This is a genomic window from Buchnera aphidicola (Periphyllus testudinaceus), from assembly GCF_964059035.1.
Classification (GTDB): Bacteria; Pseudomonadota; Gammaproteobacteria; order Enterobacterales; family Enterobacteriaceae; genus Buchnera_J; species Buchnera_J aphidicola_BN.
The window spans coordinates 222018-238962 of sequence record NZ_OZ060380.1 but is presented as its reverse complement, the minus strand read 5'-3'; the positions used below and the strand labels follow the sequence as shown (position 1 = coordinate 238962).

General features: G+C 17.8%; 13 protein-coding genes and 1 pseudogene. 6 read left to right on the top strand and 8 right to left on the bottom strand.

Annotated elements, in window-relative coordinates; translation table 11 throughout:
* Positions 1 to 2: 2 nt before the first annotated feature.
* Positions 3 to 1415, bottom strand: coding sequence for a deoxyribodipyrimidine photo-lyase (locus tag AB4W45_RS01065; RefSeq protein ID WP_367671017.1), 1413 nt, complete (start codon positions 1413 to 1415; stop codon positions 3 to 5).
* Between the two features lie 199 nt (positions 1416 to 1614).
* Between AB4W45_RS01065 and fldA the strand changes: the two genes are divergently transcribed.
* On the top strand, positions 1615 to 2121 hold the full coding sequence (gene fldA, locus AB4W45_RS01060; RefSeq protein WP_367671016.1) for a flavodoxin FldA: 507 nt from the start codon (positions 1615 to 1617) through the stop codon (positions 2119 to 2121).
* Between the two features lie 110 nt (positions 2122 to 2231).
* Here fldA and gap read toward each other — a convergent pair whose 3' ends face one another.
* Complete coding sequence (gene gap, locus AB4W45_RS01055; RefSeq protein ID WP_367671015.1) at positions 2232 to 3227, bottom strand: type I glyceraldehyde-3-phosphate dehydrogenase; 996 nt, start codon at positions 3225 to 3227, stop codon at positions 2232 to 2234.
* 309 nt (positions 3228 to 3536) lie between these two features.
* On the opposite strand from gap, the gene mfd reads away from it, so the two are divergent.
* Together mfd and AB4W45_RS01045 are read left to right on the top strand one after the other, a co-directional pair.
* Positions 3537 to 5618, top strand: a complete 2082-nt coding sequence (gene mfd, locus AB4W45_RS01050; protein WP_367671014.1) for a transcription-repair coupling factor — start codon at positions 3537 to 3539, stop codon at positions 5616 to 5618.
* A 26-nt stretch (positions 5619 to 5644) separates the two neighbouring features.
* A complete protein-coding gene (locus AB4W45_RS01045) occupies positions 5645 to 6649 on the top strand; it encodes a beta-propeller fold lactonase family protein (protein WP_367671013.1) in 1005 nt (334 codons plus the stop codon).
* Between the two features lie 326 nt (positions 6650 to 6975).
* Here the strand turns inward: AB4W45_RS01045 and glyA are convergent, their stop codons facing one another.
* On the bottom strand, positions 6976 to 8226 hold the full coding sequence (gene glyA, locus AB4W45_RS01040) for a serine hydroxymethyltransferase (protein WP_367671012.1): 1251 nt from the start codon (positions 8224 to 8226) through the stop codon (positions 6976 to 6978).
* 70 nt (positions 8227 to 8296) lie between these two features.
* Positions 8297 to 9565: a histidine--tRNA ligase gene (gene hisS, locus AB4W45_RS01035; RefSeq protein ID WP_367671508.1), complete on the bottom strand. Its 1269-nt coding sequence runs from the start codon at positions 9563 to 9565 to the stop codon at positions 8297 to 8299.
* A 221-nt stretch (positions 9566 to 9786) separates the two neighbouring features.
* Here hisS and AB4W45_RS01030 point away from each other — a divergent pair, with 221 nt between their 5' ends.
* From AB4W45_RS01030 to sppA, 3 genes are all read left to right on the top strand, one after another.
* Positions 9787 to 10563 (top strand): inositol monophosphatase family protein, encoded by a 777-nt coding sequence (locus AB4W45_RS01030; protein WP_367671500.1) that lies wholly within the window; start codon positions 9787 to 9789, stop codon positions 10561 to 10563.
* A gap of 215 nt (positions 10564 to 10778) precedes the next feature.
* Positions 10779 to 11189 carry an acyl-CoA thioester hydrolase YciA gene (gene yciA / locus AB4W45_RS01025; protein WP_367671499.1) on the top strand — a complete coding sequence of 137 codons (411 nt, stop codon included), beginning with the start codon at positions 10779 to 10781 and terminating at the stop codon, positions 11187 to 11189.
* 93 nt (positions 11190 to 11282) lie between these two features.
* A complete protein-coding gene (gene sppA, locus AB4W45_RS01020) occupies positions 11283 to 13154 on the top strand; it encodes a signal peptide peptidase SppA (RefSeq protein WP_367671498.1) in 1872 nt (623 codons plus the stop codon).
* Positions 13155 to 13276: 122 nt separating this feature from the next.
* Here sppA and ribA read toward each other — a convergent pair whose 3' ends face one another.
* The 4 genes and pseudogenes from ribA to AB4W45_RS01000 form a co-directional block, all read right to left on the bottom strand.
* Positions 13277 to 13870 carry a GTP cyclohydrolase II gene (gene ribA / locus AB4W45_RS01015; protein WP_367671497.1) on the bottom strand — a complete coding sequence of 198 codons (594 nt, stop codon included), beginning with the start codon at positions 13868 to 13870 and terminating at the stop codon, positions 13277 to 13279.
* 726 nt (positions 13871 to 14596) lie between these two features.
* A pseudogene (lipA, locus tag AB4W45_RS01010) lies at positions 14597 to 15451 on the bottom strand (lipoyl synthase); the annotation flags it as partial.
* A 125-nt stretch (positions 15452 to 15576) separates the two neighbouring features.
* Positions 15577 to 16242 carry a lipoyl(octanoyl) transferase LipB gene (lipB, locus tag AB4W45_RS01005; protein ID WP_367671496.1) on the bottom strand — a complete coding sequence of 222 codons (666 nt, stop codon included), beginning with the start codon at positions 16240 to 16242 and terminating at the stop codon, positions 15577 to 15579.
* A gap of 39 nt (positions 16243 to 16281) precedes the next feature.
* The gene (locus AB4W45_RS01000) at positions 16282 to 16896 is read right to left on the bottom strand and encodes a YchE family NAAT transporter (protein WP_367671495.1); all 615 of its coding nucleotides are present in this window, start codon (positions 16894 to 16896) and stop codon (positions 16282 to 16284) included.
* Positions 16897 to 16945 lie beyond the last annotated feature (49 nt).

Genomic DNA, 16945 nt, shown 5'->3' with positions numbered 1-16945 from the left:
TTTTATCTTAAATGAATTGTTTTCATAATTTTTATAAATTTTTTTCTTGTTTTATTGTAATTTACAATTGGTTTAGGATAATTTGTATTTGGTTCATTTTTTTTTAACCATGAATATGGTGAATGAATATTTTTTATTGGAACATTTTTTAATTCTTTAACATATTTTTTTATAAAAATTCCTTTATAATCAAATTTTTTAGATTGTATATATGGATTAAAAGTTCTAATATATGAAGCTGATTCTGTTCCAACAGATGCTATCCATTGCCAATTTCCATTATTTATAGAAAAATCAGAATCAATTAAATATAACATAAAATGTTTTTCTCCCATTCTCCAATTAATTAGTAAATTTTTTACTAAAAAATTTGCGGTAATCATTCGTAATCGATTATTCATCCATCCTGTTTTTTTTAATTGTCTCATTCCAGCATCTATTATAGGAAATCCAGTTAAACCATTTTTCCAAGCTTTTAAATAAAAAGAATTTTTTTTCCATTTTACTTTTTTTATATTTTTTTTTAAATATTTATTTTTAGATAAAAAAGGATATGAAAACATTAAATGTTTAAAAAATTCTCTCCAAAGTAATTCATTTAACAAAGAAACTGAATTTCTATAATTATTTTTACTAAATTTTAAGATATAAAAAAAAAATTTTCTAATAGAAAAAATTCCTAAATTTAAATAAATTGAAAATTGACTAGTATTATTTAAATATAATTTATCTTTGTTTAAAAAATAAGATGAAAACTTTTTTTTAAAAAAATTATCTATTTTTTTAATAATTAATTTATCTTCAAAAGGAAAATTTTTTATATTAAAATTTTTACGTTTAAAACTAAAATTAATTTTTTTATTTTTATAAATTCTATGAAATTTATTTATTTTTAGAGAAGAAAAAGAAATTATTTTATTTTTTTTTAAAATATTTAAAGACTTTTTTTTAAAAAAATAAAATCTTTTATATGCATTTCCTAAATTGTTTTTTATAAGACTAGGAGAAATTAAAATGTTATCATGAAAATTAAATACTTTTATTTTATTCTTTATAAGAAGATTTTTTAAAAAATTATCTCTTTTTTGTTCATTGAATTCATATTGAAAGTTATAAAATATAGATTTTATTTTATATTTTTTACAAATAAAAAAAATATAATATATAGATTCATTAAAATTTTTTAATTCAACATATAAAAATTTTATATTTAAAGAATTAATTTTTTTTTTTAAATATAATATTCTTTTATATATAAAATTTGCTTGAATTGAAGACATTAAATGATTTTTCCATTGATCTGGTGTTGAAATAAATAATATTATTATTTTTTTTTTTTTATTTTTACAAGCATGATAAATTGCTGAATTATCATCTATTCTCAGATCATTTCTTAACCAAACTAAATTAGTCATTATAAATTTATACCTATATTTTAATAAAATTAAATAAAATTTTTTTATTTTTAAAAAAGTTAATTAACAAAATTTTAAAAAATTTAAATATACTTAAATAATTAAAAAATAATATATTTTTAAATTTTTATATAAATTATGTATGAATATCTATAAAAATATTTATTATAAACAATTTAAAATAAGGATTCTTTAAAAAATGAAAAAAATTGGAATATTTTTTGGAACTGATACAGGAAATACAGAAAAAATATCTAAAATAATACATAATATTATAGGAAAAAAAAAATCTTCTATACATGATATTACGTCCTCTTGTAAACAAGATTTTTTAAAATATGATATATTAATATTAGGAGTTTCAACTTGGTATTATGGAGAAGTTCAATGCGATTGGGACGATTTTCTTCCAATATTAAAGAAAATAAATTTTAAAAATAAAAAAATAGCTATATTTGGATGTGGAGATCAAGAAGATTATGGAGAATATTTTTGCGATGCTATGAAAATTCTATATGATATTGTATTATTAAATAATGCAAAAGTAATTGGAAAATGGCCTATAAAAAACTATTTTTTTGATTCTTCTAAAGCATTAATAAATAAAAAATATTTTTTAGGACTAGCAATTGATGAAGACAGACAACCTGAATTAACAAAAAAAAGAATAAAAAAATGGTTAAAAATTATTATAAATAATAAGTAATTTATTTATATTTTTCTAAATTTATTTAACTAGTTTAATTAGGTATATAAAAAATTACTATATACCTATATTAAATTATTTATATTTTTAAACATATTTAAAAATATAAATTAAGAAGATATTAATTTAACTAAATCTAATACTTTACTAGAATAACCAGTTTCATTATCATACCAAGAAATTAATTTTACAAAATTTTTATTTAGAGACAATCCAGCATTTGCATCAAAAATAGAAGTTAATTCTGATCCATTAAAGTCTGTTGAAACTACGTTATCTTCTGTATATCCTATTATTCCTTTCATTTTATTTCTAGAATATTCTTTAATTACTTTACAAATATTTTCATAACTAGAAGATTTTTTATATCTACATGTTAGATCAACAACAGAAACATTTGGAGTTGGTACTCGAAAAGCTATTCCTGTAATTTTTTTATTTAAATCTGGTAAAACTTGACCTACAGCAGCTGCAGCTCCTGTAGAAGATGGAATAATATTTTGAAATGATCCTCTTCCTCCTCTCCAATCTTTTAAAGATACTCCATCAACTGTTTTTTGAGTAGCGGTAACAGAATGAACGGTAGTCATTAATCCTTCAATTATAGAAAACTCTTTATGAATAATTTTTGCAAGAGGCGCTAAACAATTTGTAGTGCAAGAAGCATTAGAAACTATTTTTTCTCCATTATAAGAATTAAAATTTACTCCTTTTACAAACATTGGAGTATTATCTTTTGAAGGGCCAGTTATAACTACTTTTTTCGCTCCTGAAAAAATATGTTGCATTGCTTCTTTTGTTGTTAAAAATAATCCAGTAGATTCAATTACTACATCTACAGAAAAATCTTTCCATTTTAATTTTTTTAAATTTCTTTCAGAAGTTATTTGTATTTTTTTATTATTAATTTCAATATAATTTTTTTTAATTTTTATATTTTCTTTAAAAATTCCATGTGTAGAATCATATTTTAACATGTAAGCTATATAATCTGAATTTAATAAATCATTTATAGCTACAACTTCTATATCTTTTCTTTGTTGAGCAAGCCGAAAAACCATTCTTCCAATTCTTCCAAAACCATTAATTCCTACTTTAATAGTCATATTTTTCTCTCAAATATAATGAATGATAAAAAACTTTCAATTATAATAAAAAATTATTATTTTTTATTTATTTTAAAAAATATATATAATAAGATTTTTTTAATTAATTAATTTTAACATATATTTTAAATATATAAATAAAATTATAAATGATTATTTATTTAATATAAAAAATATATTAATGTAAAATTTATTAAAAAAATATTTATATACTATAAAAAATTTTGTATAGTATAAATTTACTAATTTTACTTAAAAATATTATTTTAATATTTAAAAAATTTTAAAATAACTTATTTTGAATAATTCATGAAAAAAAATAACTTAAAATTGTTTAATGATAATTTATTAAACATAAAAATTAATCAACCAGTAATTCATATTCAATATGGTATAGGAAAATACAAAGGATTAAAAACAATAGAAATATCTGGAATAAAATCAGAATATTTAATTCTTTTATATGCTAATAATGATAAACTATATGTTCCAATATCATCATTAAATTTAATAAGTAAATGTAATAATTATGATAAAAATATTATTCGTTTAAATAAATTAGGAAATAAAAATTGGAAAAAAGAAACTAAAAAAATATCAAAACAAATTTTTGATACTGCAGCAATATTATTAAATACATATTCAAATAGATCTTCTAGTAATGGATTTTCTTTTAAAAAAAATACAAAAAAATATAAAAAATTTTGTAAAAATTTTCCATTTACACCAACTCCAGATCAATACAAGGTAATTAATTCAGTATTAAATGATATGTATTCATTAAAACCAATGGATCGTTTAGTATGCGGAGATGTTGGATTTGGAAAAACAGAAGTAGCTATGAGAGCAGCTTTTATTGCATATTGTAATTACAAACAAGTTGTAATTTTAGTACCTACAACTTTATTAGCTCAACAACATTTTAAAAATTTTATTCAAAGATTTAAAGGATATTCTGTTTCTATAGAAACTTTATCAAGATTTAAAACTGTAAAAGAACAAAAAAAAATTTTTAAAAATATTAAAAATGGACGTTTAGATATTATTATTAGTACTCATAAAATATTATTTAATAATATAAAATGGAAAAATTTAGGATTATTAATAATAGATGAAGAGCATAGATTTGGAGTAAATCATAAAGAATACATAAAAAAAAAATTTAATAATGTTGATATATTAACATTAACAGCGACACCTATTCCTCGTACTTTAAATATGTCTCTTTTAGGAATACGAGATTTATCAATTATTAATACTCCTCCAGACAAAAAATTATTAGTAAAAACTTTTGTCAAGAATAAAACAGATAAAATTATAAGAAAAGCAATATTAAAAGAAATAAAAAGAGGAGGTCAAGTATATTATATATATAATAAAGTAAAAAATATTGAACTTAAATTAAATCATTTATGTAAATTAGTTCCAGAAGGAAAATTTAAAATTGGGCATGGGCAAATGAATAAAAATGCTTTAAAAAAAGTTATAAATGATTTTTATAAAAATAAGTTTAATATATTAATTTGTACAACTATTGTTGAAACAGGTTTAGATATACATTTAGCTAATACAATTATTATAGAAAATGCAAATTATTTTGGTTTATCTCAATTACATCAATTAAGAGGAAGAGTAGGTAGATCTTCTCATCAAGCATATGCATGGTTATTAGTATCTGATATAAAAAAAATTTCTAAAAATTCAAAAAAAAGGCTAAAATCAATATCTTCTATTCAAGATTTTAGAGCAGGGTTTTCTTTAGCAAGACATGATTTAGAAATTCGAGGAGTAGGTGAAATTTTAGGAAAAAAACAAAGCGGACATATAAAAAATATAAGTATTCAATTATATATGGAATTATTAAAAAAAGCTGTAAAAAGTTTAAAACAAGGAAATAAAAAATCTATAAAAAATCTATTAAATCAAAATACAGAAATAGAATTAAATATTCCTCATTTTTTTCCAGAAACTTACATATCTGATGTTAATTTAAGATTATCTTTTTATATTAAAATATCTTCTATAAAAAATATTGATAAATTAAAAAAAATGAAATTAAAACTAATTCAATTATTTGGAAAAATACCAAAAGTAGCAAATAATTTAATTTTAATTACAAAAATTAAAATATTATCTAAAAAAATAAAAATAAAAAAATTAAAATTTAATGAATTAGGAGGAATAATAAAATTTTTTTATCCAAATAATATTAATATAAAATGGTTAATTAAATTTTTTAAAAAAAAATATAATGTTTGGAGAATAAAAAAAAATACACTAATTTTTAAAAAATGTTTTAAAACAGATAAAAAAAAAATACAATGGATAATAAAAATTTTATTAAAATTTAATAAAAATTTTAAAATAGAAAAACTTAAAATTATTAATTAATTTTTTTTAGAAGAAAAAATAAAAAAATGAAAAAATACATTATTTATATTTCTATACCAAAAAAATATATTATTGAAGTGTTTAAATTTAATTCTTTAGGTTCAATAAAAAAAATTCAAGAAATTTATACTAATGGAGAAGTTCAACCACTTAAATTATGTTATAAAAAAAAATTATTATATGCAGGGGTTAGAAATGATTCAAGAATCATAACATATAAAATTAATAAAAAAGGATTATTAAAATTATTAAAAGAAACAAAAACAATAGGAGATCCAAATCATATATTTATAGATAAAAATGAAAAATATCTCTTTAATAGTTCCTATGGAGGAAATTCTATTAGTTTTCATTTTTTAAATAAAAAAGGAATTCCTGAAAAATTATTTAAAAATAAAAAAAATATTTTAGGATGTCATTCTTCTGTATTAGATATTAAAAATAATTTTTTATTTTGTTCATCTCTTAAAATGGATAAAATTTTTATATATAGTTTAAAAAAAATAAAAAAAATATTTAAAAAAGAAAAAAATATTTTAAAATGTATAAAAAAAAGCGGACCTCGTCATATTATAATACATCCTAAAAATAAATATTTATATATAATACATGAATTAAATAGTAGTATTTCAATATGGAACATTAAAAAAATTTTTAACGACAATAAAATAAAATGTATTCAAAAGATAGATATTCTAAACATCAAACTAAAAAAAAATTGGGCAGCAGATATTCATTTTACTCCTTGTGGAAATTTTTTATATGCTTCTGAAAGAATATATAATTCAATTACTTTATTTCAAGTAAATTCAAATACCGGTAAAATAAAATTAATTAAAATTTATAAAACAGAAATACAACCAAGAAGTTTTAAAATTGATAACACAGGAAAATATTTAATTATATCTGGTCAAAAATCAAATTCTATTTCTATATATAAAATTAATAAAAAAAACGGTTTTTTAAAAAAAGAAAAAAGTTTTAATACTATGAAAGAACCTTTATGGGTTGAAATACTACAATTAATTTAATAATTTTAAATAAAAATATTTTTTATTTACTTTTTTAAAAAATATTTTATATTAAATTTATTTATAAAAAATTATTTTTATATATTATAAAATATAATTTGAAAATATATTTATTAAAAAATAATTTAAATTATTATATAAAATATAAATATAATATAAATAAAAAAAAAATTAATAAAAATTTTTTTTATTAAATTTATTATTATTTTTAATTAAATTAATATTGTTTAATTATATAAAATTTATATAAAATATTTATTATTTATTAAATTAAAATTTTATTGATAAATTTTAAAAATTTTTTAATAATACATCTTAAATAAATTTTATCTATATACTGGATAAATTTCACATAATTTTAAAATTTCTTTCTTAATACATTTAATTTTATTATAATTATTAAAATTATTTAATAAATTTGAAATCCAATATGCAATTTTTTCAGATTCTAGTTCTTTTATTCCTCTTCGAGTAATAGCTGGTGTACCAAGTCTAATTCCAGAGGTTATAAAAGAACTTTGTAAATCGTTTGGAATAGTATTTTTATTAACTATAATATTTGCTTTATTTAAATAATTTTCTGCATTTTTACCTGTAATTTTTTTATTTGTTAAATCAATAACAAATAAGTGATTATATGTTCCATTAGAAACTAATTTAAAATTTTTTTTTATAAAATATTTTGACATTATTTTAGAATTTTTTAAAATTTGTTTTTGATAATTTTTAAATTTCATACTCATTGCTTCTTTAAAAGCTATTGCTTTAGCTGCTATTACATGCATTAAAGGACCTCCTTGAGAACCAGGAAATACAGATTTATTTAATTTATCATATAACATTTTATTTCTTTCATTAGATAATATTAACCCACCTCTTGGACCAGAGAGAGTTTTGTGAGTAGTTGTAGTAACTACATGTGCATAATTCATTGGGCTAGGATATAATCCAGAAACAATAAGTCCTGCTAAATGAGCGATATCTACTACTAAATATGCATTAATTTCATCAGCAATTTTCCGCATTTTTTTCCAGTTACACATTCCAGAATAAGAAGAAAACCCTCCAATTATCATTTTAGGTAAATATTTTTTTGAAATTTTTTTCATTTCCTTATAATCAATATTTCCATTTTTATCTAATTTATATGTAATAGATCTGTATAATTTTCCTGAAAAATTTACTTTAGATCCATGAGTTAAATGACCACCATCAGATAAATTCATTCCTAAAATAATATCTCCTGGAGTTAATAATGCATTATATACAGCAAAATTTGCTTGTGATCCAGAATGCGGTTGAACATTTGCATAATCTGCTCGAAACAAAAATTTAGCTCGATTTATAGCTAAATTTTCTATTTTATCAACATATTTACATCCTCCGTAATAACGATGATTTGAATATCCTTCAGCATATTTATTAGTTAAAATAGATCCTTGAGCTTTCATAACTGCAAGACTTGCATAATTTTCAGAAGCTATTAAAGTAATAGTATTATTTTGTCTAATTTTTTCTTTATTTAAATACTTCCATAATTTTACATCAGATTTAATATATTTTTTTTTAAAATACATAATAATCCTTAAATTAATAAAATTTTTTAAAAATGCATAGTTTTTAAAAAAATTTTTATAAAAAATTAATTTATTTTTTTTTAAAATAAAATTTTAAATTCTTAATTATTTTATTAAAAGATATTTTTTTAAAAATTTTTGAATTAATATATTTTATTTGAATATTTTTTTTTGTGTTTTTATTATTTAAAATAATAATTACTTTGGATTGAAATTTTTGTGCTCGAATAATTTTTTTTTTTATTGATCCCATGTTAAAATCTTGTAATATATACAATTTATTAAAAAAATTACGAATTTTTTCAGATACTTTAATATAAAAAGTACTTGTTTTATCTAAATTAGAAATAATATAAATATCTACACTTAAAACTGTTTGTTTATATTTTTTTTTATTCATTGTTAATATTAATCTTTCCATTCCAATAGCAAAACCTAAAGCTGGTACAGAAGGACCTCCTAAAGTATTAATTAATGTATCATAACGACCTCCTGCACAAATTGTATTTTGAGAACCTAACTTGTTATTTTTTGTTTTCCATTCAAATACAATATCATTATAATAATCTAAACCACGTATTAATTTTTTATTAATTTTATATGAAATATTTAATTTTTTCATAAATTTACACAAAAAATTAAAATTATTTTTTGAACATTCATCTAAATAATCTAATAATACTGGAGCATTTTTTAATAAAATTTGAGTATTTTTATTTTTACTATCTAAAATTCTTAATGGATTAGTATGTAATCTAAGTTTTGAATTTTCATCTAATTTATTTTTATTTAAAGTTAAAAATTTTATAAAATCAATTTTATAATTTTCTCTTGATTTTAAATTTCCTATTGAATTAATTTCCAAAAAAATTTCTTTATCTATATTTAAATTATTCCAACAACGATTTAATAAAATTATTAATTCTAAATCTATTTCTGGATTTTTTAAACCATATACTTCACAACCAAATTGATAAAATTGTCTAAATCTTCCTTTTTGAGGTCTTTCATAACGAAACATTGGTCCAAAATACCAAAATCTTTGTTTAATATCTTTTATTAAATTATTTTCAATAAATGCTCTAGAACAACTTGCTGTTCCTTCAGGTCTTAAAGTAAGATTTTTTTGATTTCTATCAAAAAAAGTATACATTTCTTTTTCAACAATATCTGTAACATTTCCGATAGATTTATAAAATAACTGCGTTTTTTCTAAAATTGGTAATCTAATTTCAAGATATCCGTAATTTTTAAAAACATTTTTTAAAATATCTTCAGTTATTTTCCAAATTTTTAATTCTTCAGGAAGATAATCTTTCATACCTCTAATAGATTGTATTTTTTTAATAATTTTATTCCTTTATAATATAAATATGTTAAAAATAAAAAATAATATTAAAATTTTTTATATAGATAATATAAATAATTTTTTTATTTATTTTTAAATAAAATTATAATTGTAAAATTTATTACAATTAAAAATAAAAAATTTCAACAAAAAAATTTAAACTATATAAAATAATTTAAATATTAAATTCTTTTGTTTAATAGGAGAAAAAAATGCACCCAATATTAAATATAGCTATTCGTGCAGCACGAAAAGGAGGAAATAATATTATACAAACTTATGATAAAAAAATATTTAATAATTTAGAAAATAAAAAAATATTAATACAAGAAATAAAAAAATCTTATAAAATAATCACATATATTATAAAAAAATCTTATCCAAAACATCATATATTAAATAATTATAATCAGTTTAAATTAAAAAATTCTAAAAATCCAGTTTGGATTATTAATTTAATTCATGGAAAAAAAAATTTTGAAAAAAGATTTCCAAGTTTTTGTATATCAATTTCAATATTTTTTAGGAACATCATAAATATTTCTGTCATATATGATCCATTAAAAAATGAAATATTTACAGCAGTAAAAGGCCATGGAGCACAAGTAAATGGCTATCGAATGAAAAGTTCAAATTCTAATATACTACATAAAAGTTATCTATCTTCTAACATAAATTGTGTTTTTCTAAAAAATGAATTATTTAACTATAAAATTTTAAAAAATTTATTAAATAAAGGAGTAATATTTAGAACAACTAGTTTAATTCCTTTAGATTTATCATATTTATCAGATGGAAGAATAGATTGTATGTTAGAATTTAATTTTAAAATAAAAAATTATTATTCTGGAATATTACATGTAAGAGAATCAGGTGGAATAATTAGTGATTTTAAAGGAGGTTGTAATTATAAAAATAAACTAGCTATTATAGCAAATAATTCTAGATTACTTAAATTGATTATTAATGAAATAAAATTATTTATTTAAATGAAATTTTTTAATAAAATAAAAAAATAATAATTATTTTAAATTTTATAAAATATAATATAAAAATAATTTTTTATAAAAAATATATTTTTATATATTATATTAAATTAAAATAAAATTTTTATAAAAATAAACAATTATTTTTAAAAAATATTAAATATATTTTTATTTCTTATAAATAATTAATTAAAATCAATTAAAAAAAGAAAAAAAAAATGAAATTAAAATTAAATAAAAAAAATATTAAAAAAAATATTCTAATAAAAACTATAGCTATGCCTTATAATACAAATTCTAATGGAGATATATTTGGAGGATGGATTATGTCTCAAATGGATATGGGAGGAGCTATTTTAGCCAAACAAATAACTTTAGGAAGAGTAGTAACAGTTCAAGCAAATATATCTTTTTTACATCCTATTTCTATTGGAGATATTATAAATTGTTATGGAAAATGCATAAAAAAAGGGAATAGTTCAATGCAAATTAAAATAGAAATTTTAGTAAAAAGATTATATTCTAAACCTATTAAAGAAAAATATTTAGCAGCTACAGGTATTTTTGTTTACGTGGCTATTGATGAAAATGGAAAACCAAAAAAAAATTTCTTTACAAAAAAAATATAAAAAATTTAAATTTATTAAATATATAATTTTTTGTTAACTTTAAAAAATAATTTAATTTTTTATATAAAACACAATATTTTAGGTAAGTTTTTTATGAAAAGTATATGTAAAAAAATTCTAAATTTCATTTTATTAATTGTAAAAATAATAAGTTTTTTAAATAAAACATTTTTAAATATATTTTTTTTTTTCATTTTTATTTTTATAATTTATTTATTTAGCGGTGTTAAAACAAAAGAAGACAATGAAGTATCGAATCAAGAAAACGTGTTAAACGTAAATTTAGATGGTTCATTAATAGAATCTTATGATTCTAATGCATTTGTAAATGAAAAATTACCTAATTATGAATCTTATGAAGATTATCATATACAACAAAATTCTTTATTTTTGTTATGTAATAAAATTAAACAAGCTGCAAAAGATAAAAAAATTACATCTATCTTATTAAATTTAAAAAATTTTTATGGAGGTAGTCAACCATCTTTAGAATATTTTGGAAAATGTTTAGAAGAATTTAAAAAATCAGGTAAACCAATTTATGCTGTAGGTAAAAATTTTTCACAATCTCAATATTATCTAGCTAGTTTTTCTGATTTAATTTTCTTACAAAAACATGGTGATATAAATTTTTATGGATTTACTAATAAAACATTTTATTATAAATCAGCATTAGATAAACTTTATATTCATTCTCATGTATTTCGACAAGGAAAATATAAATCAGCGGTAGAACCTATATTAAAAAATAAATCTTCTAAAGAAGTAAAAAAAGAAAATTTAAAAATTCTAAAATTTTTATGGAATGAATATATTAAACAAATTTCTATAAATAGAAAAATTCCAATGAGTAGAATATTTCCTTTAATAAATAAAAGAATTTCTGATTTAGAACAATTAAATGGAGATACAGGAAATTATGCTAAAAAAAATAAATTAGTAGATTATCTTTTATCTAAAAATGATATAAAAAAAATATTAAATGAAAAATTTTTAAAATCTACAAAAAATAAAAAATATGAATTATTAAGTATATATGAATATAAACAAAAAACTGTTGAACCTAAAAAATCTTCTGTTATAGCTATAATTACAAATAATGGATCAATTATAAATGATAAAAAAAATAAATATTCAATAAATCCAATAGATACAATTAATAAAATAAGATTCGCAAAAAAAAATAAATATATTAAATCTTTAATATTTTTTATAAATAGCCCTGGAGGTACATTAGAAGACTCAGAAAAAATACAAAAAGAATTAAATAATTTTAAAAAATCTAAAAAACCATTAATTATATTAATGGGTGGAACAGCTGCTTCCGGAGGTTATTGGATATCTACATCGGGAGATTACATTATATCTAGTCCAACAACTATTACTGGATCAATTGGTATTTTTAATGTATTTTATACATTAGAAAAAACTTTAGATATGATGGGAATTCATTATGATGGAGTTTCTACATCAAGTTTAGATAAAAATAATTTATTTAATGGATTTACACCAGAATTAGATAAATTTATTCAATTTAATATCAATAAAAATTATAATAGATTTGTTAAATTAGTTTCTAAATCTAGAAAAAAAACAATTAAAGAAATTAAAAAAATTGCACAAGGAAAAATTTGGACTGGATATCAAGCTAAAAAATTAGGTTTAGTGGATCAATTAGGAAATTTAAATGATGCAATAAAAAAATCTGCTAATTTAGCACATTTAAAAAAATTTAATATACAATATATATATACAAATAAACAAATAACATTTTCTGAACTTCTTTTTTTTAAAATTAATTATTTTTTACAAAAAATATGTATAAATATGATAGAAAATAATTTTCCTATAAATATTACAAAAAACATAAATTTACTTCAATCAAATAAAGATTTGTTATATATAATTAAAAATCCAGAAAAAAAATATTTATATATGTTTAATAATAAAAATTTTATTCATTAATTCTTATTACTCACAAATTATACAAAAATAATTTTTTAAAATATACAAACTTATTATAATTGTGAGTAATTTATCATTTTTAATTTTTATTATATTAAAATAAATTATTAAATAATTTTTTTTTAAAAAAAATGACCTAATTTTTTTTTTTTTGTATTAACATAAAATTTATTTTTTTTGTTAATTCCAACAATTAAAGATACTCTTTTTTCTATAAAAATCCCTGATTTTCGTAAACTTTTAACTTTTAATGGATTATTAGTTAATAAACGTATTTTTTTTATTTTTAACAATTTAAAAATATCAGAACAAATAGTAAAATCTCTTTCATCAGCTGAAAATCCTAATTTATGATTTGCTTCAACTGTATCAAAACCAATATCTTGTAATGCATATGCCTTTATTTTATTTATTAAACCTATATTTCTTCCTTCTTGTCTATGATAAACTAAAACTCCGCTTCCTTCTTTAGAAATTAATTCCAAAGAAGATTTTAATTGATTACCGCAATCACACCGTAAACTAAATAATGAATCTCCTGTTAAACATTCTGAATGAATTCTTGTCAATACAGACTTTTTAGAATCTATTTTTCCATAAATTAAAGCAATATGGTTTTTTTTTTCTTTTGATAAATTTTTTTCTTCAAAACCTATTATCGAAAAATCTCCCCATTTAGTTGGGAGAATAGATTGAACTACTTTTTTTAATCTCATGAAATCTCTATAATAATTTTAAAATGTATTGTTTTAAATAATTTTTATAAAAAATTAAAAATAAGAAAAATATTATTTTTATTTTAAATAAATAAATTAATTTGATTTAAATATTAAATTAGATCTATAAAAAATAATAAAATTTTTAAAACTATATTATAAATATTACATTAAATTATATTTTTATAGTTATAAAGTTCTTTTTAATTATTAAAAAATTTTCTAAAAATCTAACGCTAAAATAATTATACAATATTTTCCTAAAAAATTTTTTAAATCTATAAAATATATAGAATAACTCTATAAATTAATTTTTTTAAATAATTGTAAAAATAAAAAATCTATTTTTTAAAAAAATTATGCTATTTTTTTAATATTTTCTAATTAAATTTTTAAATTATAATAAAAACTAAAAATTTATTTTTTTTTAATAAAATAAAAAAAATATCTTTTTATTATTTTAAAATTTATAAAAAAATTAACATTATGTTAAAAAAATTAACTATTATAAATTTTTAAATCTATAAATTTTTTTAATTAAAAAAACAATCTTTAAAAAAATAAAAAATTTTTTATATTCTTTATCTATATAATTCATATAATTTTTTGTATACAATTTATAAATTTTGTGTATTTTAATTTAATTAAATAATAATTTTTTAAATTTTTATATAAAATTATTAAATATTAATATAAAATTTAAAATTTTTATATAACTAAAAAATTTTAAAAATTTTTTTTATATTGATCATAAGCATGATATGAAGATCGAACTAAAGGACCACAAAAAACATGCTTAAATCCTATTAAAAATGCTTTTTCTTTAATTGTGCTAAACTCTTCCATAGTTAAATATTTTTTTACAGGCAAATGCGTGTTACTTGGTTGTAAATATTGCCCTATAGTTAACATAGATACTCCATTCCTGTAAAGATCTTTTAAAACTTGAAATATTTCATTTTTTTTTTCTCCTAAACCAACCATTAAACCAGATTTTGTAGGAATTTTAGGAAATTGTTTATGAAAAATTTTTAATAAATGTAAAGATTTTTTATAATTAGCTCCTGGACGAATAATATTATATAATCTAGGAACTGTTTCTATATTATGATTAAAAATGTCCGGTAAATTTTTTTTTATTAATTTTAAAGCTATATCTTCTTTTTTTCTAAAATCAGGTACCAATATTTCTATTTTAATATTTTTTATTTTTCTTATTTCATATATACATTTAACAAATTGAGACATTCCTCCATCTTTTAAATCATCGCGATTTACAGAAGTTAAAACCACATATTTTAAACCCATATATAAAATTACTTGTGCTAATTTTTTTGGTTCATTTAAATCAACATTATTAGGCCTTCCTTTTTTTACTCCACAAAAAGGACATTTACGTGTACAAATAAATCCAAGTATTAAAAAAGTTGCTGTACCTTTATTAAAACATTCTATCAAATTAGGACATTTAGCTTCTTCACATACTGTATTTAAGTTATTTTTACGTAAGATTTGTGTAATTTTTTTTACTTTTATAGAATTTATAGGAAGTTTTATTTTTATCCAATCAGGTTTTTTTAACATTTAAAAATCTCAATTAAATTTAAAAAAAAATAACATTATTAAATTAAAGAAGTTAGTATATTTTTTAATATTATATAAATTAATTTAATTTTTTTATTTTATTAAAATATTAATAAAAATTATTAATTTAAACCAATTTTATTTAAAATATTATAAGATGATTTATAAATTTTTTTATATTTAAATATTTTTACAAACATTTGTATAAATTTTTTTCTAAAAATTTTCATAGTAATACCTGGAATAATTTCTATTAAATTAATCATTTTTATTAATTTATTTCCACAAGGATATATATAATTATACGGAATTAAATTAGTATTAATATTATATGATATTCCATATAAAGAACAATTATTTTTAATTCTAAAACCAACAGAACAAAATTTCTTTTTATTAATATAAATTCCAGGAGATTTTGGAATTCTATAAGATTTAATTGAAAAAAATTTTAATGTATTTATTACTGATTGTTCTATATAAAATAAAAATTTTTTAATATGAATTCTAATTAATTTCAAATTAATTAAAATATATACTAATTGTTGACCAGGTCCATGATACGTTATTTTTCCTCCTCTATCACAAGTTTCAATTGGAATATTTTTGATTTCTTTTAAAATATTTTTATTTTTTTCTAAAACTCCTTGAGTAAAAATTGAATAATGTTCAGTAAACCATAATTCATCAATAGTATATAAAGATCTTGAATCTGTAAATTCATGCATAGCGCTAGAAATAATATTATAATGCGTTCTTCCTAAATTTCTTATATATATTTTTTTCATAATTTTCTATTATTTTGAAAAAATTATTAAATTTATATTTTATAAAATAGTTTTTATTCCAGAAACAATAAATTCAACTCCTAAAGCCATTAATAATAATCCCATTATTTTTGTAGTTATTTCAATTCCCATTTTTCCTAAAATAAAAACAAAAAACGGAGCTATTTTAAATGTTAAATAACAAAAACAAAAAAAAATAAAAATTACAAAAATACAAATTACAATATTTAAAAAACCAGGATTATTTGCATTCCATAATATTGTAGAACTAATAGTTCCAGGACCAGCTATTAATGGCATAGATAATGGTATTACTGCAATATTCTTCTGAAAATTTTTTTTTTTTTTATTAAAATTACATTTTTTTTTCATCATAGACATTGCTGTAATTAAAATTAAAATTCCACCAGCAATACGAAAAGATGAAATTGAAATTTTAAAAAAATTTAAAAGACTATGACCTAATAATAAAGAAACACATAAAATTATAAAAGCAGAAAAATTTGCAATAATATTAATTTGATTTTTTTCTTTATTAGAAAATCCATTTGTCATACTTGTAAAAATTGGTATCATTCCAATAGGATTCACTAAGACAAATAAAGTAATAAAAAAATTTAAATAAATTAAATAATTGAAATTAAATATATTCATATATTCCTCATATAAGTTAAAAAAATTTAATAATAAAAATAAAATAATA